Annotated in this window: 22 protein-coding genes, 1 other RNA gene and 1 pseudogene; 10 read left to right on the forward strand and 14 right to left on the reverse strand. The window is 49.4% G+C overall.

Translation table 11 applies throughout. From position 1 onward, the window contains the following. A pseudogene (locus tag ACQY6F_RS03510) lies at window positions 1-530 on the forward strand (DNA repair protein RecN); the annotation flags it as partial. Window positions 531-709: 179 nt separating this feature from the next. After that, window positions 710-1069, forward strand: coding sequence for an outer membrane protein assembly factor BamE (bamE, locus tag ACQY6F_RS03515; RefSeq protein WP_428772325.1), 360 nt, complete (start codon window positions 710-712; stop codon window positions 1067-1069). A 97-nt stretch (window positions 1070-1166) separates the two neighbouring features. Here the strand turns inward: bamE and ACQY6F_RS03520 are convergent, their stop codons facing one another. After that, a complete protein-coding gene (locus ACQY6F_RS03520) occupies window positions 1167-1517 on the reverse strand; it encodes an RnfH family protein (RefSeq protein WP_428772221.1) in 351 nt (116 codons plus the stop codon). Next, entirely contained in the window at window positions 1507-1950 is a 444-nt protein-coding gene (locus tag ACQY6F_RS03525) for an SRPBCC family protein (protein WP_428772222.1), read from the reverse strand. The genes ACQY6F_RS03520 and ACQY6F_RS03525 overlap by 11 nt, the downstream gene beginning before the upstream one ends. A gap of 116 nt (window positions 1951-2066) precedes the next feature. Between ACQY6F_RS03525 and smpB the strand changes: the two genes are divergently transcribed. Further along, a complete protein-coding gene (gene smpB / locus ACQY6F_RS03530) occupies window positions 2067-2552 on the forward strand; it encodes an SsrA-binding protein SmpB (RefSeq protein WP_428772224.1) in 486 nt (161 codons plus the stop codon). Between the two features lie 67 nt (window positions 2553-2619). Continuing rightward, window positions 2620-2986: a transfer-messenger RNA gene (ssrA, locus tag ACQY6F_RS03535) on the forward strand. Between the two features lie 104 nt (window positions 2987-3090). On the opposite strand, the gene ACQY6F_RS03540 is transcribed toward ssrA, so the two are convergent. The 5 genes from ACQY6F_RS03540 to ACQY6F_RS03560 all read right to left on the reverse strand — a co-directional run bounded on the left by ACQY6F_RS03540 (window position 3091) and on the right by ACQY6F_RS03560 (window position 8346). Beyond that, window positions 3091-3516: a universal stress protein gene (locus tag ACQY6F_RS03540; RefSeq protein ID WP_428772225.1), complete on the reverse strand. Its 426-nt coding sequence runs from the start codon at window positions 3514-3516 to the stop codon at window positions 3091-3093. Beyond that, window positions 3517-4839, reverse strand: a complete 1323-nt coding sequence (locus tag ACQY6F_RS03545) for a TRAP transporter large permease (protein ID WP_428772226.1) — start codon at window positions 4837-4839, stop codon at window positions 3517-3519. Beyond that, entirely contained in the window at window positions 4836-5414 is a 579-nt protein-coding gene (locus tag ACQY6F_RS03550; protein WP_428772228.1) for a TRAP transporter small permease subunit, read from the reverse strand. The genes ACQY6F_RS03545 and ACQY6F_RS03550 overlap by 4 nt, the downstream gene beginning before the upstream one ends. A gap of 121 nt (window positions 5415-5535) precedes the next feature. After that, complete coding sequence (locus ACQY6F_RS03555; protein ID WP_428772230.1) at window positions 5536-6567, reverse strand: TRAP transporter substrate-binding protein; 1032 nt, start codon at window positions 6565-6567, stop codon at window positions 5536-5538. Window positions 6568-6891: 324 nt separating this feature from the next. Next, a complete protein-coding gene (locus tag ACQY6F_RS03560; protein WP_428772232.1) occupies window positions 6892-8346 on the reverse strand; it encodes an NAD-dependent succinate-semialdehyde dehydrogenase in 1455 nt (484 codons plus the stop codon). Between the two features lie 153 nt (window positions 8347-8499). Between ACQY6F_RS03560 and ACQY6F_RS03565 the strand changes: the two genes are divergently transcribed. Continuing rightward, complete coding sequence (locus ACQY6F_RS03565; protein WP_428772234.1) at window positions 8500-9441, forward strand: LysR family transcriptional regulator; 942 nt, start codon at window positions 8500-8502, stop codon at window positions 9439-9441. A 55-nt stretch (window positions 9442-9496) separates the two neighbouring features. On the opposite strand, the gene lhgO is transcribed toward ACQY6F_RS03565, so the two are convergent. Together lhgO and glaH are read right to left on the reverse strand one after the other, a co-directional pair. Continuing rightward, window positions 9497-10747: an L-2-hydroxyglutarate oxidase gene (gene lhgO / locus ACQY6F_RS03570; RefSeq protein ID WP_428772236.1), complete on the reverse strand. Its 1251-nt coding sequence runs from the start codon at window positions 10745-10747 to the stop codon at window positions 9497-9499. A gap of 111 nt (window positions 10748-10858) precedes the next feature. Continuing rightward, window positions 10859-11818 (reverse strand): glutarate dioxygenase GlaH, encoded by a 960-nt coding sequence (glaH, locus tag ACQY6F_RS03575; protein WP_428772238.1) that lies wholly within the window; start codon window positions 11816-11818, stop codon window positions 10859-10861. Window positions 11819-11995: 177 nt separating this feature from the next. On the opposite strand from glaH, the gene ACQY6F_RS03580 reads away from it, so the two are divergent. Continuing rightward, window positions 11996-12892, forward strand: a complete 897-nt coding sequence (locus ACQY6F_RS03580) for a LysR family transcriptional regulator (RefSeq protein ID WP_428772239.1) — start codon at window positions 11996-11998, stop codon at window positions 12890-12892. A 117-nt stretch (window positions 12893-13009) separates the two neighbouring features. Beyond that, a complete protein-coding gene (locus ACQY6F_RS03585) occupies window positions 13010-14329 on the forward strand; it encodes an aspartate aminotransferase family protein (RefSeq protein WP_428772241.1) in 1320 nt (439 codons plus the stop codon). Between the two features lie 95 nt (window positions 14330-14424). Here ACQY6F_RS03585 and ACQY6F_RS03590 read toward each other — a convergent pair whose 3' ends face one another. Continuing rightward, window positions 14425-14919, reverse strand: a complete 495-nt coding sequence (locus tag ACQY6F_RS03590; protein ID WP_428772243.1) for a lipoprotein — start codon at window positions 14917-14919, stop codon at window positions 14425-14427. A 311-nt stretch (window positions 14920-15230) separates the two neighbouring features. Between ACQY6F_RS03590 and ACQY6F_RS03595 the strand changes: the two genes are divergently transcribed. Continuing rightward, the gene (locus tag ACQY6F_RS03595) at window positions 15231-16040 is read left to right on the forward strand and encodes a MipA/OmpV family protein (RefSeq protein ID WP_428772244.1); all 810 of its coding nucleotides are present in this window, start codon (window positions 15231-15233) and stop codon (window positions 16038-16040) included. 78 nt (window positions 16041-16118) lie between these two features. Here the strand turns inward: ACQY6F_RS03595 and ACQY6F_RS03600 are convergent, their stop codons facing one another. Beyond that, a complete protein-coding gene (locus ACQY6F_RS03600; protein WP_428772246.1) occupies window positions 16119-17096 on the reverse strand; it encodes an ion channel in 978 nt (325 codons plus the stop codon). Window positions 17097-17156: 60 nt separating this feature from the next. Continuing rightward, complete coding sequence (locus tag ACQY6F_RS03605) at window positions 17157-18056, reverse strand: LysR substrate-binding domain-containing protein (RefSeq protein WP_428772247.1); 900 nt, start codon at window positions 18054-18056, stop codon at window positions 17157-17159. 107 nt (window positions 18057-18163) lie between these two features. Between ACQY6F_RS03605 and ACQY6F_RS03610 the strand changes: the two genes are divergently transcribed. Together ACQY6F_RS03610 and ACQY6F_RS03615 are read left to right on the forward strand one after the other, a co-directional pair. Further along, complete coding sequence (locus ACQY6F_RS03610) at window positions 18164-19423, forward strand: D-amino acid dehydrogenase (protein ID WP_428772249.1); 1260 nt, start codon at window positions 18164-18166, stop codon at window positions 19421-19423. A gap of 299 nt (window positions 19424-19722) precedes the next feature. Further along, a complete protein-coding gene (locus tag ACQY6F_RS03615) occupies window positions 19723-21264 on the forward strand; it encodes an alanine/glycine:cation symporter family protein (protein ID WP_428772250.1) in 1542 nt (513 codons plus the stop codon). A 79-nt stretch (window positions 21265-21343) separates the two neighbouring features. On the opposite strand, the gene ACQY6F_RS03620 is transcribed toward ACQY6F_RS03615, so the two are convergent. Both ACQY6F_RS03620 and ACQY6F_RS03625 read right to left on the reverse strand, forming a co-directional pair. Then, window positions 21344-21940, reverse strand: coding sequence for an acetate uptake transporter (locus ACQY6F_RS03620; RefSeq protein ID WP_428772252.1), 597 nt, complete (start codon window positions 21938-21940; stop codon window positions 21344-21346). A 166-nt stretch (window positions 21941-22106) separates the two neighbouring features. After that, window positions 22107-23774 (reverse strand): chitinase, encoded by a 1668-nt coding sequence (locus ACQY6F_RS03625; protein ID WP_428772253.1) that lies wholly within the window; start codon window positions 23772-23774, stop codon window positions 22107-22109. Between the last annotated feature and the right edge of the window lie 169 nt (window positions 23775-23943).

Here is a 23943-nt window from a genome sequence, read left to right on the forward strand (position 1 = left end):
TCTCACAGAGTATGCATGAACTCAGCATGGAAAAAGCCAAATTTCAGATCGAGGTCGATCAAAGCGAAGCACGCCCCTCGCCGCTTGGCATGGATCAGGTCACCTTCCTGGTATCCACCAACCCCGGCCAGCCATTACAGCCGATTGCTAAAGTCGCATCGGGTGGTGAACTGTCACGTATTTCCCTTGCGATCCAGGTCATTACCGCCCAGAAAGTGGATACCCCTAGCCTAATTTTTGATGAGGTGGATGTCGGTATCAGTGGTCCGACAGCCGCAGTAGTGGGCAAAATGCTACGCAAGCTGGGTGAATCGACCCAGGTACTGTGCGTCACCCACCTGCCCCAAGTAGCCGGCTGTGGCCACCAGCAGTTATTTGTCGCCAAACAAACGCGCAAAGGCACCACAGAAACACAGATGCATCAGCTCAATGACGATCAGCGCATCTCTGAATTGGCTCGCTTACTGGGAGGCAGTGAAATTACCGATTCGACCCTGGCCAACGCCCGCGAACTGTTGATTGCAGCCTGATCGCTCGACAACAACGACCTGAATACGTATAATCGGTCAAAATTTGAACAACTGGTTTGCAACCAAATTCAAATTTCATGGTCTGAATAGCACCTATCAAGCCAGTAGCTTTTTACTTTCGGGTTCGGCTTGTTTATTATTCAGACCGGTTAGAAGTGTATATGGGTAAGATGTTAACTATGCAAGCAACCAAGTGGCTTATCGCAATTCCACTGGCAATGACAATGCTCAGTGGCTGTTCTGTGGCAGAGAAGTTGGTGTACCGAATCGATATAAATCAAGGAAACTATGTCGAACAAGATGCGGTTGACCAGCTAAAATTTGGTATGACCAAGGAGCAGGTTCGTTATGTGATGGGGTCACCGATGTTGATCGAAAATGGCTACCCCGATACCTGGTATTATGTGTATCACCACACCGAAGGCCACAACGACTCAATTCAGAAAAACCTCGTTGTCGATTTCAATACCGACGGACAGCTAATCAGCCTGAAAGGCGATTTCCCGAAGGGTGATGACTTTTACGAAACCATCAACTAACTGGTTACAAATTGATAAAGGCTCGCAATGCGAGCCTTTTTGTTATCTGTGAACAAGCTGATGTGCCGTCAAGCCAGTTCCCTGCTAATGACCAAATTTAACCTTTGCGCTGCGGGCTAGGTTTACCACCAGTAACAGGGTCGGCAGCACCAGACGCTTTGGCCTGTTCTGCCCGTTTGCGGCGAATTTCTTTCGGATCGGCTAAAAGTGGTCGATAGATCTCTATCCGGTCATGATCACGGACAGTCGCGTTCAATTTAACGTTGCGGCTGAACACGCCCACTTTATTCACTTTCAGGTCGATTTCTGGATAAAGCTCTAACACGCCGGACTGATCGATGATCTCTTCCACTGTCATTGATTTATTGACCACCAGGGTAAACACGCGCTGTTCGTGAGGCAGTGCGTAAACCACCTCAACATGGATCATGTCTGACTCAATACTCATAGCACGGATACACCTGTTTAGCCCGCGAAGTAAACGCGTTGACCATGTTACTGGTCAGCTCATGGAACACTTTGCCAAACGCCATTTCAATTAATTTGCTGGAAAACTCAAACTCCAGTTTCAGTTCCACTTTACATGCCTGATCATCCAAAGGGGTAAAAAACCAGCCGCCTTTTAAGGTCTTAAACGGGCCATCCACCAGGTGCATCAGGATTGCCTCCCCGTGTTTCAACTCGTTGGATGTGGTAAATGTTTTACTGATCCCGGCTTTTGCAACATCAACCGACGCCAACATGGCCGTATCTGACGACTCCAGTACGCGTGAACCTGAGCACCCCGGCAAGAAATCGGGATAACTGGCGACATCATTGACCAGTTTGAACATTTGTTCAGCACTAAAAGAGACCAGGGCTGAGCGGCTGACTTGCTTCATAGCTTCTCCATACAAGTAACACCTGTGACCAGAAGTGGACAATTTTACTGTTATTCGTTGAGAGAGCAAACAAAAGCATTTCCCAACCAATAGGACATCCGTATAATGCGGCTATTATGGCAAAGAAAAAATCAAAACAAAAAGCGGGTAGCAATACCATCGCGCTGAATAAAAAAGCTCGTCACGAATATTTTATCGAAGATGAAATTGAAGCTGGCTTGGAGCTACAAGGCTGGGAAGTAAAAGCATTGCGTCAAGGCAAAGCCAATATTTCAGAAAGCTACGTGTTTATGCGTAACGGCGAAGCCTTTATCAGCGGTATGACCATCACCCCACTACAGCAAGCTTCGACTCATGTCGTGGCGGATCCAACACGGGTGCGTAAACTGCTGATGAGTCGTCGTGAACTGGATAACCTGACCGGACGTATAAATCGTGAAGGTATGACTTTAGCAGCGCTGTCGCTGTATTGGTCGCGTTCCTGGGTGAAACTGAAAATAGGTGTCGCCAAAGGTAAAAAGCTCCACGATAAACGTACGGATATTAAAGATCGTGACTGGCAGCGGCAGAAAGCTCGGGTAATGAAGAGTTCGCTGCGTTAAAGATGACCACTTAACCGCTAAGTGCTAGACAGACTAATGAATTCTGGTACCATGCAGTTATAACCTTGGGGCTGATTTAGGATTCGACGGGAATTTTGAAGTCTAAGGTGCATGCCGAGGTGCGGTAGGCCTCGTTAACAAACCGCAAAAAAATAGTCGCAAACGACGAAAACTACGCACTAGCAGCTTAATAACCTGCTCAGAGCCCTTCCTCCCTAGCTTCCGCTTGTAAGACGGGGAAATCAGGAAGGTCAAACCAAATCAAGCTGGCGTGGATTCCCCCACCTGAGGGATGAAGCGTAAGATTTAATTCAGGTTAGCTATTCGTTCGCGTGTCGGTTCGCAGGCGGTAGTGAAATTAAAGATCGACTAAGCATGTAGTACCAAAGATGAATGGTTTTCGGACGCGGGTTCAACTCCCGCCAGCTCCACCAAACGTTTGGAAAGGGCAATAACTCATTGAGTTATTGCCCTTTTTGTATCTGTGCGTTCTATTGCACAGCTGTTTGGACTAATTTGGGGTACTAAACCTACCTGCCTATCTGACGACAAATACAGAACAAGGGGCGTGGCGCACCACTTTTGCTGCATTAGAACCGAGCAGGTAGGAGCGAAATTTTGGCCTGGCCGATGCCATCACAATCGCGTCAACTCTGGTCTGCTTTGCTTGTGCCACCACCTCATCAAACACTACACCATTGCGAACAATGCTCTTGCCACGGTGTGCTTTGGGCACTAGCTGCTCTAACATGGTTTGAACCGCGTCAAAAGCACACTGATGTTGGGCGGAAAAAGCCGAACCGCCAACAGTCGGCACCATGCTGTGGTGGATTCTGGCATCATCAACATACAGCATGTCGATAACCCCATTCTCGTCGATGAGCTTAAGAGCCATTTCTAACTCTTTTTTCACCACATTGGTATGAGCCAAGTCCACTGGCATTAATATATGTTTCAGACTCATCTAGTTTGCCCCCATGATTTTGTTTGGCAGCCACATTACGATTTCCGGGAAGAGCATACACAGCACAAGTACGCACAGTTTTAGTAAGATAAACGGCAATATTGAACGGTAGATATCCATCATATTGACCCCGGGTGGCGCGATACCCTTAAGGTAAAACAGAGCAAAACCATAAGGTGGGGTCTGCACCGCAATTTCGATGTTTAAAATCATCAAGATACCAAACCAGATAGGATCATAACCTAATGAAACTACTATAGGTGTGAACAAAGGCGCACACATCAACACAATGATCAGCTCGTCGATAATAAAACCGAGCAACAGCATGATGACCTGCAGCAGAATAATGACACCCAGCGGCGGCAGACCGAGATCTTGGGTGACCTCTGCCACCATATTCTGCACACCACTCAACATGTGGAAGTTACTGAAAACAGACGCACCGAGGATGATCCACATCGATACGCTGACGAGCATGGCGGTTTCAAAGCCTGACGACTTAAACATCTCGAAACGGAATCGTTTGAATATGACCGCTAGCAGTATCGCCCCAACGACACCAATCGCCCCAGACTCGGTCGGCGTCGCAATCCCGGTAATAATACTGCCTAACACCGCTACAATCAGCAGCAGGGAGAACATGCCGTCACGCGCGGTACGGATCTTCTCTTTGCCTGTCATCGAGCTTTCTGCACCCGTCCCTAAAGGCGCTTTTTTCGGGTTCAGCTTACAACTGATAACGACGAAAGCGATTAACAAAGTAATGGAAATCAGAGCGGGTATGATGGCGGCCAGGAACATGCGCCCTACTGAGTTCTGGGTGGTTGCGGCGTACATGATCATCGGGATACTCGGCGGAATCAGGATCCCCAGTCCGCCGCCGGCCATAATAACCCCCAGCGCCAGCCGCTTATCGTAGCCACGGTCAAGCATAGGTTTCAGCGCGATACTGCCTGATGTCATAATTCCGGCACCGATGATCCCCACCATGGCTCCAATCATGGAGCACACCCCTATTACACTGATTGCCAGCGAGCCACGCACACGGCCAATCACCATTTGACTGGCGTTAAACATCGCATCACCGATCCCCGATCGAGTCAGTAGTTGCCCCATGTAGATGTAGAGTGGAATCGCCAATAAAATAAAGCTGAAGAAATTGCTTTCGATAGTGGTTGGAATCAGGTTGAAAATCCCTTCTCCCCAGGTCATATAGCCCATACCCATGGCAATGCCACCAAGCGCTAAGCCAACCGGCGCCCCAAGGGCAAAACTAAATAAAATGCAGCCGATCAACAGCAGCGTCAGGACTTCGATACTCATACATCACCTGCCTGTTCAACCAAGTCTTCTTGTTGTTCATGTGTTTCTGGTTGTTGTTCAATCAGCGCCCTGCCCGTAACGACGTAATACAGGTCCTGAAGCATGTCGCTGGTAAACTGGAGGATAAAAGAGCCACAGGCGACAACCAGCATCACCCAGAAATGTGCCATTGAAGGGGCCCATTCAGACTGACGTCGATAGTTAAACTCGACCGCTTCTTCAAACTTGCCAAACGCCATCATCAGGACCACCGCAAGAAAAAAGATCGCCAGTGAATAAGAGAGCAGATTAAAAAACGCACGTAAGCGGATAGACACTGACAGATAAATTACATCGACATTGATGTGTGCTTTGTTTTGCTGGGCAAGCGCACCGCCAAGGGCCGCTATGTAGCCAAACAAGAACAGTGACACGTCATAGGCCCATATGGTTGGCGAGCCCAGTGCATAACGAGAGAAGACCTCAAACGCAACGGTTAGGGCAAGAATGGGCATCAACACTGAAGCGGAAAGACCGATCCAATAGACCAGACGGTTTACGCTCAGGCAATAGCATGACAATACCTTACTCAACATATACATCATCCCAAGTACAAAGAGAGAAAGGGGCAAAGTGCCCCCAAACAAGCGGTGATTTCCCAAGTGATCCGACACTTACCCTGTGATTTGCACCTTGAGAAATCACCAATTTTTTCAATTATTTATTTTGTACAATTTTGATCAGTTTCTGACTGTATTGGTCGGATTTCGCATATTCGCCCCAAAGCGAGTTGGCCGCTTCATGCCATTTTGCGATATCTGCTGCACTAGGCTCCGGACTCCACTTCATGCCTTTGGCTTCCATATCGGCAATAGCTTGAGATTCCCACAAACGCGATTTGGTCATCTGCTCACGGGCATGCACCACACTGGCCGCACGAACGATGGCTTGCAGATCTTTTGGCAGCTTGTTCCAGGCACTCTTGTTGACCACGATAGGCAGGGATTGGGCACCAGCTATCGGTAACCGATACATGTATTTTGCGACCTCTACGTGGTTACCATCGCGGTGGTCGATAATATTACTGCCGATAGAGCCGTCGATAACACCGGTTGCCAGACTGGTGTAAATTTCGCTCCAGGAAAGTGACGCCGGCGATGCTCCCAGATTACGCAGGAACTTGCCGTAAGCACCTGGAGCTCGAATTTTCAGGCCTTTGAAATCTTCAATCGAGTTAATTGGCTCTTTGGTCAGCACGTACACCGGCAGCTGGATGTAGGGTTCCAGCCAAACAAGGTTTTGCTTGTCGTAGGCCTCTGCCAGTACTTCTCCCCAGCCTTTCTCATGGAACAGCGTGGTCAGTTCACCCACATCATCCGTCATGCCAGGCAGGCCGACTTCTACTACCCCGGCCGGGAACTCACCCGCATGCATGGGCTGGAATGGCGCCCCCATGGTCATCAGGCCAGACTTTACCGAACCAAGCACACCGGTTTGGCCGACACCTTCACCGGCATACATGACCTGAACTGAAATTCTTCCGTTGGACATGGTTTCGATGTTCTCTGCAAAGCTCTTGTAAACTTCACCGTAAGCGGTACCACGTGAATACAGATTCACGAAACGCCAATTATGCTCTGCGGCAAATGCCTGAGATGCGCTAAAAAGAGTACTAGAAAGGGCTAGTGCATATCCGGCAACTCGTTTAGTCACAGTTAGATTGCGTACTTTGCTTAGAGTTTTAAACATGAATTATCTCCTTGTTGTCATTCTGTTTATTGGAGCATTAACGTCCAATTACAGTCGAAAGTGACGATCTCCTCACTGTCACCTTGTTAGAGATGATTACAATTTATTTACATTTATTAAATTCACATTTATCCAAGTAAAGTTTTAACACTCTCAAACCTTTTGCTTTCGCCATGCCTGACGGTACCAGGACACAAATGCCGGATTAGGTTTCCGCAGAAAGAAAAAACAAAAAAAAGCAGCACTACTGTGCTGCCAAGACATGAACCCCAGAGAAATTCAATTGACTGGGTTAGGGAAAGCCATACCAGAAAAAGCGAACCATTAGAGGCTGTCGACCCCCATACATAGATACTTGATGTCGAGGTAGTCATCGATGCCATATTTGGACCCTTCGCGGCCACAACCGGACTCTTTCACGCCGCCAAATGGCGCCACTTCCGTGGATATAATGCCTTCATTGATGCCGACGATGCCGTACTCAAGTTGTTCACTCACTCGCCACACCCGACTGTTGTCCCGGGTATAGAAATAGGCGGCAAGACCAAACGGCGTATCGTTGGCGCGGCGAATCACATCCTGCTCATCACTAAAGCGGAATATGGTTGAAACCGGACCAAACAGTTCCTGATGGGCGATATCCATTTGCTCGGTCACATCGGTCAGGATGGTGGGTTGGTAAAACTGCGGTCCAAAGTCAGATACGCGGCCCCCAAGTACCAGAGTGGCGCCTTGCTCAATCGCCGTGCTCACCAGAGCTGAGATTTTATCAATCGCCTTTTGATTGATCAGCGGGCCGATTTCAGTCCCCTCGTCTAAACCATGACCGATTTTAAGTTGTGACACCGCCTGGCTGTATTTGGCGACAAACTGATCGTAGACAGCCTCATGCACATAAAGGCGGTTGGTACAGACACATGTCTGCCCTGCATTACGATACTTTGATATCAGCGCGCCTTGCACCGCTTTATCGATATCGGCGTCATCAAAGACAATAAATGGTGCATTACCACCAAGCTCCATAGACACTTTCTTGACCGTATCCGCCGCTTGGCGCAACAGTAGTTTTCCGACTGGCGTTGAGCCGGTGAAGGATACTTTGCGCACCAACGGGTGTTGGCTAAGGACGCCCCCGACCTCAGCAGGCCTCGCGGTCGTCACCACATTGACCACGCCTTTAGGAATACCGGCTTGCTCCGCGAGTTTCGCCATGGCCAGCGCACATAACGGGGTATCTTCACCCGGTTTAACGATCACCGTACACCCCGCAGCAAGGGCGGGGCCGACTTTGCGAGTGATCATAGCGACGGGAAAATTCCACGGGGTGATCGCCGACACCACACCGACAGGCTGCTTGACCGTCATGTAGCGATTGTTTGGGTTGGCAGCAGGAATGACATCGCCGTAATTGCGCTTCGCTTCCTCGGCAAACCACTCAATAAAGGACGCACCATAGATGACTTCACCGTAGGCTTCTTTGTAAGGTTTACCTTGCTCACTGGTCAAGAGCCTTGCCAGGGATTCCGCATTCTCAACAATTAAATCAAACCATTTTCTAAGTAGCCCAGAGCGATGTTTAGCCGTTGTTTTGCTCCACGTTTTAAACGCTTCATGGGCCGCGACGACCGCCTCGACGGCTTCTTGTGTTCCCATATCCGGTACTGTGGTTAACACTTCGCCGCTAGCAGGATTAACGACTTCAGCCGTTGCGCCATTGGTGGCATCGACCCACTCTCCATTGATATAGCCTTGAGAAAACACTAAATCCAAATCTCTCATCACTCTGATCCCTACAGTTAGAAATATTATCGGCTTCAAAGATTCATGACAGAAAATCACTCATAATCACTGAAACGCATAACAAAATAATAACAACCCGCCAGAGTGAATAAATATTCCTCTTTAAACTTAAAGTTTTATGAGCCTAAAACAATGAACAAGCCCCCTTCCCCCGTCGGCCAAATTGGCGACTATGAAATAAAACAGTTGAAGATCTTTAAAGTTGTCGCAGATTGCGGTGGCTTTTCCGCGGCCGAAACCGAGCTCAACATCAGCCGCTCAACCATTAGTATTCACATCTCAAATCTGGAATCCCGCCTCAACCTGGTTTTGTGTCGCCGCGGCCGGGCGGGGTTTTCTCTCACCGAAGAAGGCATGGTTGTGTACGAAGCGACGGTGAAGCTTTTGGGGGAGTTAGAAGATTTTCGCAATACGATCAACCACCTGGACATTCAACTCTCTGGCAATTTGACTGTTCTGTTCAGTGACACGATAAGTTTGGATAAACGTGCCGACATACCGGCGGTCATCCGCAAGTTCTCTAAATTAGCGCAGGAAGTCTATCTAACGGCAGAAGTGGCACGAATGACGGAAATTGAACGCATGGTGATGCAGGAAGAGGCCGATATTGGCTTTATCCCCTTCCATCGCGCATTAGAAGGGCTGGAGTATGAACATATCTACACCGACATCTGCTATCTGTATGCAAGCAGAGATAACCCACTGGCATCATTAACCGAAGAAGAGCTAACCGACGAGATTATCGATGGTTTCCCGGTGGTATACGCGGGAATGAAAACTCAAGAACGCATCAATCATCATCTTGCCAATATGAACCTGAAAGCCACCGCCTATAACTACGAATCACGAATGGCGCTGTTATTGTCTTCGCGTTTTATTGGCTATTTGCCGGAGCATTATGCCAAGCCGTATGTGGCAAGCGGCGACTTGGTCGCCATTGCGCCGTCGCGTCGCTATTTCCATTTAGAGATCATGGCCATTACCAAGAAAACCAATGCCATCAACAAAGTGCGTTCGCTGTTTATTAAGACCATGCACGACTACTACAACAAAAACAGCAAGTACCTTGCCTAATACAGATTAAGCCCAGTAGGGTGAATCTACTGGGCGGAGCCTCGCATCGGCTCAATCAGGCGACTTGAGGGATCGCCTCATTGGGCTTTTTTGCTTGCTGCTTCTGCTCGATTTTGTCACAGATATAGCCACCGATAGGTATTGCCGACGTCGCCGCAGGGGAAGGCGCGTTACAGACATGCAGGCTACGCGGGCTCTCAGCAAATAAAAAATCATGCACCAGGGTGCCATCTTTTAACACCGCCTGCGCGCGGACTCCCGCCGGGTAAGGCTGCAAATCTTCCAGTTTAATCTTAGGGCAGTATTTATTGACCAGCTTCAGGTAGCCCGGTTTCCACCAAGAGTTTTTAGTCTCAATCAGACCGGTTTTGAGATGCTTGGCGGACACTTTCCAAAAACCAGGGAAGCGGAGCATGTCGAATACGTCACGAAGGCTGATATTGATCTTGCCATACCCTTCCCTTTTCCAGCCTTGTACCGCATTGGGACCCACGGTAACCGAGCCGTCAATCATTCGGGTTAAGTGCACGCCCAAAAACGGCAGATCCGGATCTGGAATGGGGTAAATAAGATGATTGACAATATCGTTGTATTTCGGCGGCAGCTGGTAATATTCACCGCGATAAGGGACGATTTGAAAATCCGTGTCTATCCCCATCATTTTGGTCATACGGTCTGCCATCAGCCCGGAACAGACCACCAAGAATTTGCCTTCAAACGCAACCGACTTATGTGGCTGTTGTCCGGTAACGACGACGCTCTGTCGTGACTCGCTTAAGCCGGTTACCTCGGTGCCTAATGCCACCTCGCCGCCCGCTTCGACAAACACTTCAGCCATTTTTTCCGTTACTTTTCGGTAGCTGACAATGCTGGTAGTCGAGACCGCGATAGCCCCCAGACCAACGATATTGGGTTCACGGGCTTTCAGCTCAGCCTGGTCGATCAGCTCGACCTCGAGGCCGTTAGTCAGGCAGCGCTCATACAGCGCTTGCATGCGGGTGACCTCCAGTGGCGTGGTGGCGACCAGCAGCTTGCCGCAATTCTCTACCGGTATATTGTGTTGTACGCAGAAGCGGGTTGTTGCTTCAACGCCAGCTTTGCAAAACTCGGCTTTCAGACTGCCAGGTGCATAATATACCCCGGCATGGATCACGCCACTATTGTGGCCGGTTTGATGACAAGAATATCCGTCTTCTTTTTCGACCAGCAGAATCGACTTATCCGGATGACGTAATTGCAGTTGCCAAGCGGTTGAAACGCCGACAATCCCTCCGCCAATCACTATATAATCGTACACTTTTTCCACGCTCGTACTCCTTCACTTACTCTATTTATAGTTATAGCGAAACGCCTTTGCCTGAAACGTTAAGCGGCAGACAAAGACGTTTGACTATAGATACCAATCCGGAGTCGTCATTTAGCGGGTAAAGTGACCACGCTGACGCAGAAGCTCACGTTTAAGACCAGCATCCGCGACAAACTTGTCACGGCCATGTAGCCAACAGTGGTTTTGCACCACCAGCATAGAACCGACATTAACACGCACGTTGAAACAGTTACTGTCGCTTTCCAGTGACTCACTCATCTGATGCAGATATAGCCCCTGCTGCATGTTTTGTGGCTGAGCAAACTGGTCAATGAACAGCATATGCGGTTTGCCATTTTTGTCTTCTTCGAAGAACACCGGGTGCTCAATGCTATAACCAATATTCTTGCTTGGTGGCGCGCCCCATACGATATTTTGTTTCGCCATCGGGTGATGATAGAAGCGATCCAGATCCTGCCAGTCATCCACATGCAGTAGCAGTGAATCCCCCATCTGCATATTCTTCTCATCCATCTTCATCATCAGCACAAAGTCGGTCCGCTCATTAACGTAAGTACCGTCATTGTGCAGCTCCATGCGACGATGGGCCTGGCGTAAGTAGCTGTCGCTGTTGTCTTCATTTTTAACGGTGAAGCGTGCGTAGTATTTACCGTACATGGCATCAAAGTTGGGGATACCAATCAGGTGTGAAACCGCGGTAGATAAAATAACGAAGAAGTCGCGTTGCTCATCCGTGTCGGCAAAGCTGGCGCGCGCTGCTTCACTTGGTTCAAGCAGGAACGCAGCGGTGTCACGGTCTTCCATGGTGGCAACCAAAAACTTACCCAGCTGATAATCACAGGCTTTATCCAGCGCGTCTGCGACAGCAAAACGCAAAAACGGTTTGTACTCCACTGACTGTAAGTTGTAATTTTCGATCAGCTCGGAAAACGTATCTAACGTCTCTTTTGCCAGCGTCACGACTTGCAGGCGTTCATTTGCTGGGTGAAGGGAAATGGTAAAACCGCAACGTTCTTCTACGTTGTTATTGAAAACCTTAGCAATATTCATTGTTTCACTTCCTTTTGGCTAAGCAGCTAAACTGCTTGTCACGTCATATATTGTTGTTTTTAGCTAAGCGATAGGGCCCGACGCTTGAGTTGACAAAACTATAACGACAGCGAGATCATATTAACAATATATGGTAGTTATAGTTTCCATACACAAAACAGATGATAGGTGTTCGAGGTGGATTTAAAACGGCTGCACTATTTCAATCAATTGGCACAAACCGGTAATTTCACTAAAGCGGCGGATCAGCTTGGTATTGCTCAATCGGCGTTGAGCACCAGCATCAAAAAGTTAGAACAGCAATTAGAGTTGAAGCTGATTAACCGAACCGAAAGACAAATGAGCCTGACGGCCGAAGGACAAGTTCTGCTTCGTCATGCCAGAAAGATCCTGGAAGATGTCGAACAGGCCGAAAAAGAGATCCAGGAACTCAAGGGGCTCACCAGCGGGGTGATTAATTTTGGCGTTTCCGCCATGCTGGCGTCTTACTACCTGCCCGATGCGCTAGAGCAGTTCAAAAAAGCTTACCCAGGGATACAAATCAACATCCATGAAGCCGGTACGGCTACCCTGGCACAGAAGCTGGTCAATGGAGAATTAGATTTAGCCCTGATTCGTGGCGACAGACAGCACGACCAAATTCGCCAAAGTGTACTGTCCCAAGATCAAATCGTGGCATGCGTACCACAAAATCACCCTTTTGCAGCACGTGAGAGTATTTCGCTGGCTGAGTTCTGCCAGCAACCGCTGGTGCTGTTTAAAAACGGTTATTTCCTGCGTGAAACGGTGAACAGTTACTGTCAGGCGCACAAAATCGAGCCCAATATCCACTTTGAAACCAACTTACCTGAACTGCTAAAGTCGATGGTCAAACGACACATCGGAATTGGTACCTGCTTGCCAATCTTGGTCAAAGACGATGCTGAGCTGAAAGCGGTGCCTTTTGATCCTCCGATTCCGCTGCGGCTAGGGATTGGCTGGAAATCGAGCCACTATCTTTCTACCGCAGCAAAAGCTTTTGTAAACTTTTTGCACACCACGCTGAGTGCAAACTCGGTAAATACCATTGAGTGATTCAACAGCTCGATTGTTTGATAGCGGTAAACCTTTATATTTAATCGAAATGATTTTATCCATCCCTTGCCATCGATAACATCTCTGTCACATTAACAACCACAGAGTTTGTCGAACATGGAAAGAAAAGTAAGCTACGATGCCTTCTGGATGCCTTTTACCGCTAACCGCGATTTCAAACAAAATCCACGCATCATCAACCGTGCTGAAGGCATGTATTGCTATTCAGACCAAAACACCCGACTGTTAGACGCTACCGCAGGTCTGTGGTGTGTTAACGCTGGCCATGGCCGCAAAGAGATCGGCGAGGCAATGGCCAAGCAGGTCGCGGAGCTCGATTACAGTTCACCGTTTAACTTTGGTCACGATATCGGTTTTGAATTTGCCGAACGCTTAGTGAAATTCACCCCTCCCGGGCTGGATAAAGTCTTTTTCACTAACTCAGGTTCTGAGGCGGTCGAAAGTGCACTGAAAATTGCCCTGGCTTACCAACAGGCAAAAGGCAACACCGGTAAGTTTAAGCTTATCGGTCGCGAACTTGGCTACCACGGGGTTAACTTCGGCGGTATCTCGGTTGGCGGTTTAACCCCCAACCGGAAAGGCTTTGGCCCCCTGCTAGCAACAGACCACTTAGACCACACGTTAGATATTAGCCGTAACGCTTTTAGCCAGGGATTGCCTGAGTTCGGCGTGGAAAAAGCCGAACAACTTGAAAAGCTGATCCAGTTCCACGGTGCCGAGTCGGTTGCCGCGGTGATCGTTGAGCCCATTTCAGGTGCAGGCGGTGTCATCCTGCCACCTAAAGGATACCTACGTCGACTACGTGAAATTTGTGACCGTCATGATGTGGTTTTAATCTTCGATGAAGTGATCACGGGTTGGGGCCGGCTGGGTTCTGCCTTCGCCGCTGAAGCGTTTGACGTGATTCCAGATCTTATCACTTCAGCCAAAGGCATCAGCAGTGGCGTGGTGCCGCTAGGTGCGGTATTTGCCAAGAATAGTATCTACGATACCGTGGTTAACAGTGCGCCGGAAGGCAGCGTCGAGTTCTTCCACGGTTACACCTATTCGGGTCACCCTGTCGCCTGTGCTGCTGGTTTAGCGACACTGGACATCTACCAGCGTGAAGGTCTGCTGGAGCGTGCCAGTGGTGATATTGGCCGTTATTTTGAGCAAGGTCTGCACTCATTAAAAGGCATCAGCTCCATCATTGATATCCGAAACTACGGCTTGATTGGTGCCGTGCAGTTCGCCGAAGCCAGCCACGGCAAGCCCATCGGCTTTGATATTCTGAAGCGCTGCTATGACAAAGGAGTCATGGTTCGAAGCATGGGCAACACCATTGCCCTATCGCCACCGCTGATTATTGAAAAAGAGCATATTGACGTCATTGTCGAGACGCTGAGCCAGGTGGCAAAAGAACTGCCAGGCGCATAAACGATAAAAGAGGTAGCAAAGCTACCTCTTTTCATTGCCATGATCAGACAGTGATTCTCACCGGAGACCAGCCAAACGGTTTTAACCAAGCCAGACTAAATGGCTTCAATCTCTGTCAGCGTATGGGCAATTTCGGCAATATGACGATCCAGGCAAGGTTGAATCAGTTCACCTGGTAAGCTCTGCTTAGTTGCCGAGCCCAGCGGAATATTGTTAATAGCAGTACTGACGTGTGTGGCAGTAGTATTTGGCAGTATGGAGACCAGCTTACAACTGCCTGTTGAAGGAGAACGGTCAGCCAAGCCACTCACTTTAAATGCAACGGTCTGTATTTTTATATCCACTTCACTTTGCGGCCTGATCAGTTCGGCCAGCTCTGACGCCATATATTCACTTATCGACACGCGTGTCTGGTAACTGGCCAAGATTGCTACCGGATCAATTTGTTCTACCATGATTTGCGGGTGGCGACGTGTATCCAGTACAGTGATCTCCGGGCTAGCCGTGGTGGACAACGGTAAGTCCCATCCGGGAGTTGAACACCCCGCCAGACTGGCAACTGCAACTGCCGTGAAAACAAGCCTTTTCATATTTTTGTGATCTTGTGTGGTAAAAAACAGAGTTTGCTATTAAATCAGATTCAGATGTCAATTCAATAACAAAATAACCATTATTTATAATAATTATCCCTTTCATTAGAAATTACGACTTACATGGATATTTTCATCAATAGACAGCTTTAATCTCATTCTTATCAATAAGATAAAGTACAGCAACCGTAAATTATTAAAAACAGACTAGCCAGCGGCGTACACAGCCTTACATTGTGATGATATTAAGTTACACAACCGTTTTGTACAGTGTTCAATAACAAAAGCGGACATACAAAATGGAGAACACAATGAAATATCTTCCTTTAGTTTTAATCACTCTGGGCGTGGCTAACGGCGCCGTCGCGGGAGACACTTATATTCGCAACGGCCAAATCTACAATAATGAAGGTGGTTGGATAGCCGAGTTCGGTGCCAGCTATGCCAGCGATTTATACAAACAAGAAAAAAGCACCTATAAATTCGGTTTTGGTTCGAAGAACCGATTCGGACCGGTACTGAATGCCGGCTACCACGGCGAAGATTTTAACTTCGACCTAAGAGGTGGCGTGAACTACCGCTTTTTCGGTGAAACCGGCGATGCGGTTAACCTGAGTGCTTACGTGGGTAGCAGTGGTATTTACCGTGACAAAGACTTGGCAGACTCTCTCAAAGGTACCGACAAACGTTATCCTTCACTCGACCTGGGACTGAATATGGACTTACAGGTGGCACCGCAAGGTACTCTGTCGAGCTATATCCAGCACGATGTCAGCGGCCAGTACAAAAGCTACGTAGCCGGCATGCGTTATTACCAAATCATCAATATTGGTAAAGTGGATTTTGTCCCGTTTGCCGGTATTCGCTACAACAGCGCTAAGTTCAACAACCACTATTTTGGTATTAACAAGAAAGAAGCTACTAAAACTCGCCCGCTATATGAGGCTAAAGCTGGCTTTAACTACGAACTGGGCTACAAACTTGTGGTACCACTTTCAGAAAACTGGAGCGTTTCCCAAAAAACCACTTTCACTCGCCTGAGCAAGCAAATTGCTAATTCGCCGGTCGTGGAAGGGCGCAATCAGTGGATGGCTTCGGTCCTGGCCAGCTACCGCTTTTAAAATCGCGTAACTAAACTCGCGGGCAAAACCGGCCTGGACTCACCGGTTTTGCCTGCACTTGTCTATATAGCACAAAGCCTAGCGAGTCATCTTTTTCACAAATACCACCACAAACAGTGCCATGGTAAAACTGCCAAGAAACGCCTCCGCCGCGGCAATGGCCCGGGCAAAGCCTACCGGAGAAATGTCGCCATAGCCCAGGGTGGTAAACGTCACCACGCTGAAATAGAGCGCATTTAAAAACTCCATCAAGTAAAAACGCCAGCCGGTCACATCGGCGTAAAACGGGTGGGAAGAGTTGGTATCAAGAAAGAAATAGCCAATCGCACAGGCCAAGATCAGCAGCAGAGAAAACAGTACCACCCTAAGTGGTGACTCGCCGTAACCGCAAAACATGTCGACAATTTTGGAAATAACACGACGCAGGCTATATCGCGGCATCTGATAGCGTCGAAAACGCATTTCTTTGATAAAGAAACTACCGGCAGTTTCAAATAGCCCCTGAGCTTCACACTGCTTACGAATATTACGGCACACCTCCTCCATCTCCTGGCACAAGGTTACCGCGCGCTGGTTATCGCCAGATTTTTTGGCCTCACGGGCGTCATATTCCTGTTTTAGATACCGCCCCCAGTCGACATTCTCCAGCTTAGTGCGCTTTAAATTGGCTCCCAAAAGATTGCACTGGCCTAAACGGGCACAATGCAAATTGGCGGATATCAGTTTGGCTTTCATCAAGGAACTGCCGCGCAGATCCAGGCCGAAGCAGTGTGCATCGGTCAAATCGGCACGATAAAAGTCGGCATTGCGGCAATGATAACCCTGATGTTTGCCGAGATTGACCAGGTTGATATCAACCAAGTCGGTTCTGGCCAGCTGAAACCCGTCCAGAGGTTTACCTTGTGCCGCCCACTGTTCAATCCCCGCTTTTACATTGTCGCCACTTTTATCGATGGCCGGATCGTGCCAGTAACATAACCCTGACTCACCGGCTGATTGATCGCAACACCAACCATCAGGGTTACGATAACCACATTGATTTTGCCGTGATTTCATATCTCTCGCCCCCAGTTGTGTTAAGTGTAGGTGGCGAGCAATGCACTGGCTGACTCAGGTTTAAGACCTTTGACCGGCCTGATCATGCAGCCACTGCTTAAAGCAGCGCGTAGCATCGTTTTCGCTCTGAGTGAGGATAAAGTAGCCAGCGCCCGCATCCAGCGGCGCAAACGGCGAGACCAGACGCTGTCTGTCCAGTTCATCTCCGAGCAATGCCATTCGGGCTAACGCAATACCGATACCCGCTTCAGCGGCCGACATGGCCATATCGGTACGGTTAAAAAAGTGGCCCCGGTTGGTATTGAAGTTCAAGTGGTACTGACTGGCCCAGTACTGCCACTCATAGTCTCGCGCCGCTCCGTGCCATGGCATGGCATCGTGCAGTAGCACCACCTGCTGCCAGCTATCTCCTTGGTGGTGTTCCACCAGCTCCGGATGTTGTGCCAGATAGCCCGGGCTCATCACCGGTAAAAGAGATTCCGCCATCAACAGTTCGGCATTGGGACGGTTATAAGGGAAGCTGCCATAGTCGACCGCGACATCAAAGTCCCGCCGATCACTGTCCACTAACGCCCCTTCGGCATAGGTTTGAATCTGAATATCGGGGAAACGACGCTGGAAATCTTCCAACCGGGGCACCAGCCATTTGAATGCAAATGAGGGAGTCAGCTTGAGTCGAATCAGCTTCACCTGGTCGCCGCCCTGGATGCGTTTCACGTTGTCGTCGATAGCTTCAAGATGCGGCTTAACGGCTTCCACCAGTTGCTGCCCCAGCTCGGTCAGCTCGACGCCGCGCGAATGACGTTGAAAAACACTAAAACCTAATAACTGTTCTACTGACAGCAGTTGCTGACTGATTGCTCCGGTAGTGAGGTGCACTTTAGCTGCCGCGCGCGTTAGGCTGCCAGCTTCGGCAACAATACAGATTAGATTTAAACCATTCAGATAGTGGCGTTTCATAACGGGTTAACTTTTAGTTTTTCTAAACACTGTCATCAATTTTTATCGATTGTTAACAAGATGTAAAGCCCACAAACTATGCAAAACTTGTGTTCAGGAGAAGAAACGTGCACATCATCATATTAGGCAGCGGCGTAGTAGGGCTTACCTCCGCCTGGTATTTAACCCAAGCTGGCCACCGGGTTACTGTAGTCGATCGTCAGCCTCGTAGCGCTGAAGAAACCAGTTTTGCCAATGCCGGCCAAATCTCTTATGGCTACTCATCCCCCTGGGCGGCCCCGGGCATTCCCACTAAAGCGATCCGCTGGCTGTTCGAACAACACGCGCCGCTAAAGGTTTCCCCTAAACTCAGCCCGAGTATGATCCGCTGGGCCAGCCAGATGCTGGTCAACTGCCAAACCGGACATTATCAGCGCAACAAGTCCCGGATGCTGAAAGTGGCGCTGCACAGTCGTAGTTGTCTGGCTGAACTTCGCCAGCAGCTGGCTATTGATTATCAGGGACGCCAGATGGGGACCTTGCAGGTTTTTCGCAACCACAAGCAACTCAAAGCGATTGAAAAGGATATGGCACTACTGGAGCAGAGCGGCACCCGCTATCAACTGATGGACGCCGCCGAATGCATCGCCCAGGAGCCCGGACTGGCACCAGTGCAGCATAAATTGGTCGGCGGCTTGTACCTGCCTGATGATGAAACCGGCGACTGCTACCAGTTTTGTCAGCAGTTAACCGAATATGCCCAAGCTGCCGGGGTTGAATTCCTGTTTGAAACTGAGGTCGTCAAAGTAGAGACACAGGGCGATTCCATCACCGGCCTGCGTACCCAAAACGATTTGTTGCAAGCTGACGCATACGTTGTCGCGGCCGGTAGCTTTTCGCCGCGCCTGTTACGGCCACTTGGCATTGATCTTCCTGTGTACCCGGTAAAGGGTTACTCGCTGACTCTGCCGGTTATCGCGGATCACCTGGCACCGCAATCCACCATTATGGATGAAACCTATAAAGTGGCGATCACCCGTTTTGATGACCGTATCCGAGTTGCCGGCACTGCTGAACTGAATGGTTTCAATACGGAGTTACCACAAAAACGGTTAGCCACCTTGCAGCATGTGATTGGCGACCTGTTCCCGCAAGGTACCGATTTAAGCCAGGCAGACTACTGGAGTGGCCTGCGCCCAATGACCCCGGATGGCACGCCGATTATCGGCCAAACCCCATACAACAACCTGTTTACCAATACCGGACATGGCACTCTGGGATGGACCATGGCTTGCGGTTCCGCTCAAATCCTGGCGGATGTGATCAGTCATGGTGAATCAGAAGTATTGGCACAGCCGGAGTTAAGCCTGCACCGCTATGCAAGCTAATGCATTTTAAATTAGTGAAATACGCCAACTTCAAGTAAATATACAGCATAACGTACACATATGTTTAAATATGATTTTCAATGGATTATTCTGTCAGATAACAAATTCGCTATTTTTTCCACCAATCTTTAGCAATCACTAATAAACAGATGACCAATAATTGAGCAAAATTTAGCATTTTGTGTACACCATCACGCTATAGGAGATTTCCAGACAAATAAATTAACAATTAAGTTACAAAAAGATTAATATCTCGGACACAAATTAACCTTATACGTTAACCAACAGGGAAAATAGACATGCAGTCATTAGTTGATTTTCTGAACGGAATAATCTGGAGCCCGGCACTGATTTATCTTTGCTTAGGCGCTGGCTTGTTCTACTCCATCATGACCCGCTTCGTTCAAGTGCGTCACTTCTTTGAAATGTGGCGTCTGCTGCTTTCAGGTAAAAGCTCAACCAAAGGTATCTCTTCGTTCCAGGCGCTGGCAGTGTCGCTGTCTGGTCGTGTCGGTACAGGTAACATCGCCGGTGTTGCAGCCGCTATCGGCTTCGGTGGCCCAGGTGCCGTGTTCTGGATGTGGGTAGTTGCGTTCTTCGGCGCAGCAACAGCATACGCAGAATCGACTCTGGCCCAAATCTATAAAGAAGAAGACAACGGCGAATTCCGTGGTGGTCCGGCTTACTACATTGAAAAAGCCATGGGTCAAAAATGGTACGCCTGGATCTTCGCTATCGCGACCATCTTTGCTTGTGGTGTCCTGCTACCTGGCGTTCAGTCAAACAGCATTGGTAACGCAGTTGAAGCAGCCTTTGGTTCAGGTGCAATGATCGACACAGCTATCGGTACTTTCAGTTTTGCTAAAATTTTCACCGGCACTGTCATCTCTGTCATCCTGGCCTTCATCATCTTTGGTGGCGTGAAACGTATCGCCAGCTTCACTCAGATCGTCGTGCCATTTATGGCGCTGGCTTACATCGTTACAGCATTCGTGATCATCCTGCTTAACATTGGTGAAGTGCCACGTATATTTGGCATGATCATCGGCGACGCATTTACGCCAATGGCAGGTATGGGCGCAGCAATCGGCTGGGGTGTAAAACGTGGTGTTTACTCCAACGAAGCCGGTCAGGGTACTGGTCCTCACGCTGCCGCTGCAGCGAACGTTGACCACCCTGCTCAGCAAGGTCTGGTACAGTCTTTCTCTATCTACATTGATACCCTGCTGGTTTGTTCTGCAACTGCATTTATGATCCTGATCACCGGCGCGTACAACGTTCATGGTGCTGAAGGCTTCCTAATACAGAATGTCGCTGCTGATATCGCGGCCAACGGTCCGGTATTTACCCAGATGGCAATTGAAAGCGCAATGCCTGGCATCGGTAAGCCATTTATTGCCATTGCACTGTTCTTCTTTGCATTCACGACAATCCTGGCTTACTACTACATCGCGGAAACCAACATCGCATACATCCGCCGCACCTTTAAGGTCAATGGCCTGATGTTCGCCCTGAAACTGGTTCTGATCACTGTGGTGTTCTACGGCACCGTGAAAACGGCCAACCTGGCCTGGGCGATGGGTGACGTGGGTGTTGGCCTGATGGCCTGGCTGAATATCGTCGGTATCGTGATCATCTTCTTCATGGCAAAACCAGCCCTGAAAGCACTGCACGACTACGAAGAACAGCAAAAACGTGGCGTGACCGACTATACTTTCAACCCTGTCCAGCTTGGTATTACCGGTGCGGACTACTGGGAAGAGAAGTACAAACGTAAAACCGGCAAAGCTCCAGCCGCAGAGACTGATGACTTGACCGCGGTCGAGCAACCATCAGCCTAAGTTTAGATAAAACAAATAACCAAAAAAGGGTTAGCCAATGGCTAACCCTTTTTATTTGGTGCAACATTTAACGTCGCGATTATGCGGCAGCTTGCTGCTCAGCAATGACCAGGCGCGGTTTTTTCTCACCGATCGGCAGCACAGTACGGCCATACTCATTATTCAGCACCTGAGCCATGGCAAAGTAGATTGCGCTGGCACCACAGAAAATGCCTTCGAAGCCTGCAATGGTACCGATCAGTTCGCTACCGGTGAAATCGCGCAGCGCCAGCAGCGCAAACAAAACGGTCAGTGAACCGAATACCACCTGTTTGGCCACCGGATAACACAACGAACCGACAAACATAAATGCGGTGAAAATGCCCCACATGGTCAAATACCAGCCCATGAATGGTGCCGGGCTGGCTGGCAGGCCCATTTTAGGCATGACAATCAGTCCTACCAGCGTTAGCCAGAACAGACCATATGAGGTAAATGCGGTCGTGCCAAAGGTGTCGCCACGTTTGAAGCACATCATGCCGACAATTACCTGACTCAGACCACCGTAGAAAATGCCCATCGCCAGGATCATAGAGTCCATCGGGAAGAAACCTGCATTGTGAATATTCAGCAGGACAGTCGTCATCCCAAACCCCATCAGACCTAATGGAGCCGGGTTGGCCAGTTTTGTAGACATCAGTGCGCACCTTTAAACAAAAATAGTAAAATTTACGCGCGGATTTTAATCACACTTTCCTTAATCACAAAAACACGAATTTGCAATCTTAGATTACCAAAACAGACCGCTCGACCCGAAAGCATAAAAAAGCCTTAACAAACAGCGTTAAGGCTTAGAGTCAGGCTTACTGACAAGCGATTTCGTCCCAGAACCAGTTAGACTGTAATGGTGTTTCCCACACGCCCGGACTGTTTTGGGCAATGAAACATTTGCCGTTGTAGGTCACCTTGTCACCATTGGCCACCTGGCTGATTCCGGGTTGCCATTCTATCCACTCATTGCTGCCAGCATCCGGCTCAGGGGTCGGCTCCGGCTCTGTTGGTTCAGGTTCCGGAGCCGGTTGAGAGTCTGGCTCATCAGCCAGCAACCAAGGGCCCCCCAGATCTGGCTGATCGCCCTGAGTCCACCATTTGGCTTCATAAACGGCGTTCTGATAACTTACCTGCTCCCCCGCTACATAAACCTGGTTACTGTCCCATGCTGAGACACCGCCAACCGGCGGATCGGTCGGTTCTGTCGACGGCAAGGTTTCGACCACCTTCACCTCAGGCCAACTGGCGTGTGAGCCATAAAAATTGCTGACACACTTTTCGTAATCGCCTGCCACCAAGGCAGAGTACGCGGTCTGAAAACCAACCAGCTCGCATTCAAACGAATAGCCACCTGGCCGGTCGGCATAGTATTTCCAGTTGCCATCCCAGTTGGTGTACAGCACATCGGTCGCCCCGTTGAGGTTGAGACTACCATAGGGCGTTTGTTGCCAGCAGGTATCCACCTCATCCGCCGGCTTGGGAATCTGGTAGTGGTCTGACAAACCTTGCCAGTAACGAATACGGTTGACCGGCTGACCTTTATCCTTGTTCTGTTCACCACATTCGATGCCACCGTTAATGACATTGATGGTGGTACCGAATCCATAGCCAATTCCCGCATCTGTTTCCCGCAGTGACGGTACCCAGGTACGGTCGATCACGTGCAACATGGCGGGCTTAGGGGCTTGCGGGGTGAGGAAAAACCAGATTGCCGAGGCCAGGTTCAGCCAGGAGTCGGCCACCCGTCCCGGATTGTCGAGCAGCACGCTGGCATCACCGTCAAACATCGCCTCCGAGAAGGCGCCGTAGTTGAAGTGGTAAGAGAGTTGTTTTGCGCCACGGCCAAAATAGCCCTGTCCGGCGGCACAAGGCCAGCGGCGGTTCTGCCAGTCATTCTGGCCGCAGCCAGTGGTGTAACCGACCTGCCCTTCACTCCAGCCCATTTCACGCACGTGCACCAGCGCTTGCTGCCACTCTTCCAGTGCCAGCGGGTTATCGGAGACATTATCCTTACTGATGTGTCCGCCGGTTTCCTGGGAAAAATGGGCAAAAGCGGTCACAATCGACTTTTTACAAATCGCATCAGCATCCCGACCGTCGGTGTAATCGCCACAAAAGGCGGGGAATTTGCCAATCGCCCGTAAAAACCGAGTATAGCTATACTCGGGTGCCGCCATTTGAGTCAGGAAGTCCCACTCGGCCTGGGGAAAGATCCGCTCAACCCGCCTGACATTGTCCGGGTTTGTCGCCAGGCCAGGTTCAATGGCTTCCACCACTGAATTACTGCGGGTCGCCAGAGCCTGAGCCCAGGTCTGATACATAGGGTCAGCGGTTTTCTGCTGCTCCATCACCTGCAACTCGGCCCGGGAAACCAGATAACCATTAGGATTATCCGGGTCTGGCACTATGGTCATGCCAGCATGAACAGTGGCGGTCAGGCCCAGCCCAAGCGCAGCCAAAAGAAAGTGTGGTTTGATCATCACGGTATCCTTTTTCAGATCTAACTAAACATCGCCATCAGACTAGTCAGTTTGCCGGCTAAAAGGCAGCCGAAGCGGATCGGGATTTGGATAATTGCGAGTGATTACAAATCGTTCAATAGCCCTATTGAGCAAGCAGACACTATAAATGAAGGGTGGCTTCCGCTTT

The sequence above is a fragment of the Vibrio sp. genome (genome assembly GCF_050299255.1).
In the GTDB taxonomy this organism is placed as follows: domain Bacteria; phylum Pseudomonadota; class Gammaproteobacteria; order Enterobacterales; family Vibrionaceae; genus Vibrio.

Excerpts from the sequence above, each read along its gene's own strand:
- bamE (WP_428772325.1), top strand. The coding sequence starts at position 710 with ATGCAAGCAACCAAGTGGCTTATCGCAATTCCACTGGCAATGACAATG.
- ACQY6F_RS03520 (WP_428772221.1), bottom strand. The coding sequence starts at position 1,517 with ATGAGTATTGAGTCAGACATGATCCATGTTGAGGTGGTTTACGCACTG.
- ACQY6F_RS03525 (WP_428772222.1), bottom strand. The coding sequence starts at position 1,950 with ATGAAGCAAGTCAGCCGCTCAGCCCTGGTCTCTTTTAGTGCTGAACAA.
- smpB (WP_428772224.1), top strand. The coding sequence starts at position 2,067 with ATGGCAAAGAAAAAATCAAAACAAAAAGCGGGTAGCAATACCATCGCG.
- ACQY6F_RS03540 (WP_428772225.1), bottom strand. The coding sequence starts at position 3,516 with ATGAGTCTGAAACATATATTAATGCCAGTGGACTTGGCTCATACCAAT.
- ACQY6F_RS03545 (WP_428772226.1), bottom strand. The coding sequence starts at position 4,839 with ATGAGTATCGAAGTCCTGACGCTGCTGTTGATCGGCTGCATTTTATTT.
- ACQY6F_RS03550 (WP_428772228.1), bottom strand. The coding sequence starts at position 5,414 with ATGTTGAGTAAGGTATTGTCATGCTATTGCCTGAGCGTAAACCGTCTG.
- ACQY6F_RS03555 (WP_428772230.1), bottom strand. The coding sequence starts at position 6,567 with ATGTTTAAAACTCTAAGCAAAGTACGCAATCTAACTGTGACTAAACGA.
- ACQY6F_RS03560 (WP_428772232.1), bottom strand. The coding sequence starts at position 8,346 with ATGAGAGATTTGGATTTAGTGTTTTCTCAAGGCTATATCAATGGAGAG.
- ACQY6F_RS03565 (WP_428772234.1), top strand. The coding sequence starts at position 8,500 with ATGAACAAGCCCCCTTCCCCCGTCGGCCAAATTGGCGACTATGAAATA.
- glaH (WP_428772238.1), bottom strand. The coding sequence starts at position 11,818 with ATGAATATTGCTAAGGTTTTCAATAACAACGTAGAAGAACGTTGCGGT.
- ACQY6F_RS03585 (WP_428772241.1), top strand. The coding sequence starts at position 13,010 with ATGGAAAGAAAAGTAAGCTACGATGCCTTCTGGATGCCTTTTACCGCT.
- ACQY6F_RS03590 (WP_428772243.1), bottom strand. The coding sequence starts at position 14,919 with ATGAAAAGGCTTGTTTTCACGGCAGTTGCAGTTGCCAGTCTGGCGGGG.
- ACQY6F_RS03595 (WP_428772244.1), top strand. The coding sequence starts at position 15,231 with ATGAAATATCTTCCTTTAGTTTTAATCACTCTGGGCGTGGCTAACGGC.
- ACQY6F_RS03600 (WP_428772246.1), bottom strand. The coding sequence starts at position 17,096 with ATGAAATCACGGCAAAATCAATGTGGTTATCGTAACCCTGATGGTTGG.
- ACQY6F_RS03605 (WP_428772247.1), bottom strand. The coding sequence starts at position 18,056 with ATGAAACGCCACTATCTGAATGGTTTAAATCTAATCTGTATTGTTGCC.
- ACQY6F_RS03615 (WP_428772250.1), top strand. The coding sequence starts at position 19,723 with ATGCAGTCATTAGTTGATTTTCTGAACGGAATAATCTGGAGCCCGGCA.
- ACQY6F_RS03620 (WP_428772252.1), bottom strand. The coding sequence starts at position 21,940 with ATGTCTACAAAACTGGCCAACCCGGCTCCATTAGGTCTGATGGGGTTT.
- ACQY6F_RS03625 (WP_428772253.1), bottom strand. The coding sequence starts at position 23,774 with ATGATCAAACCACACTTTCTTTTGGCTGCGCTTGGGCTGGGCCTGACC.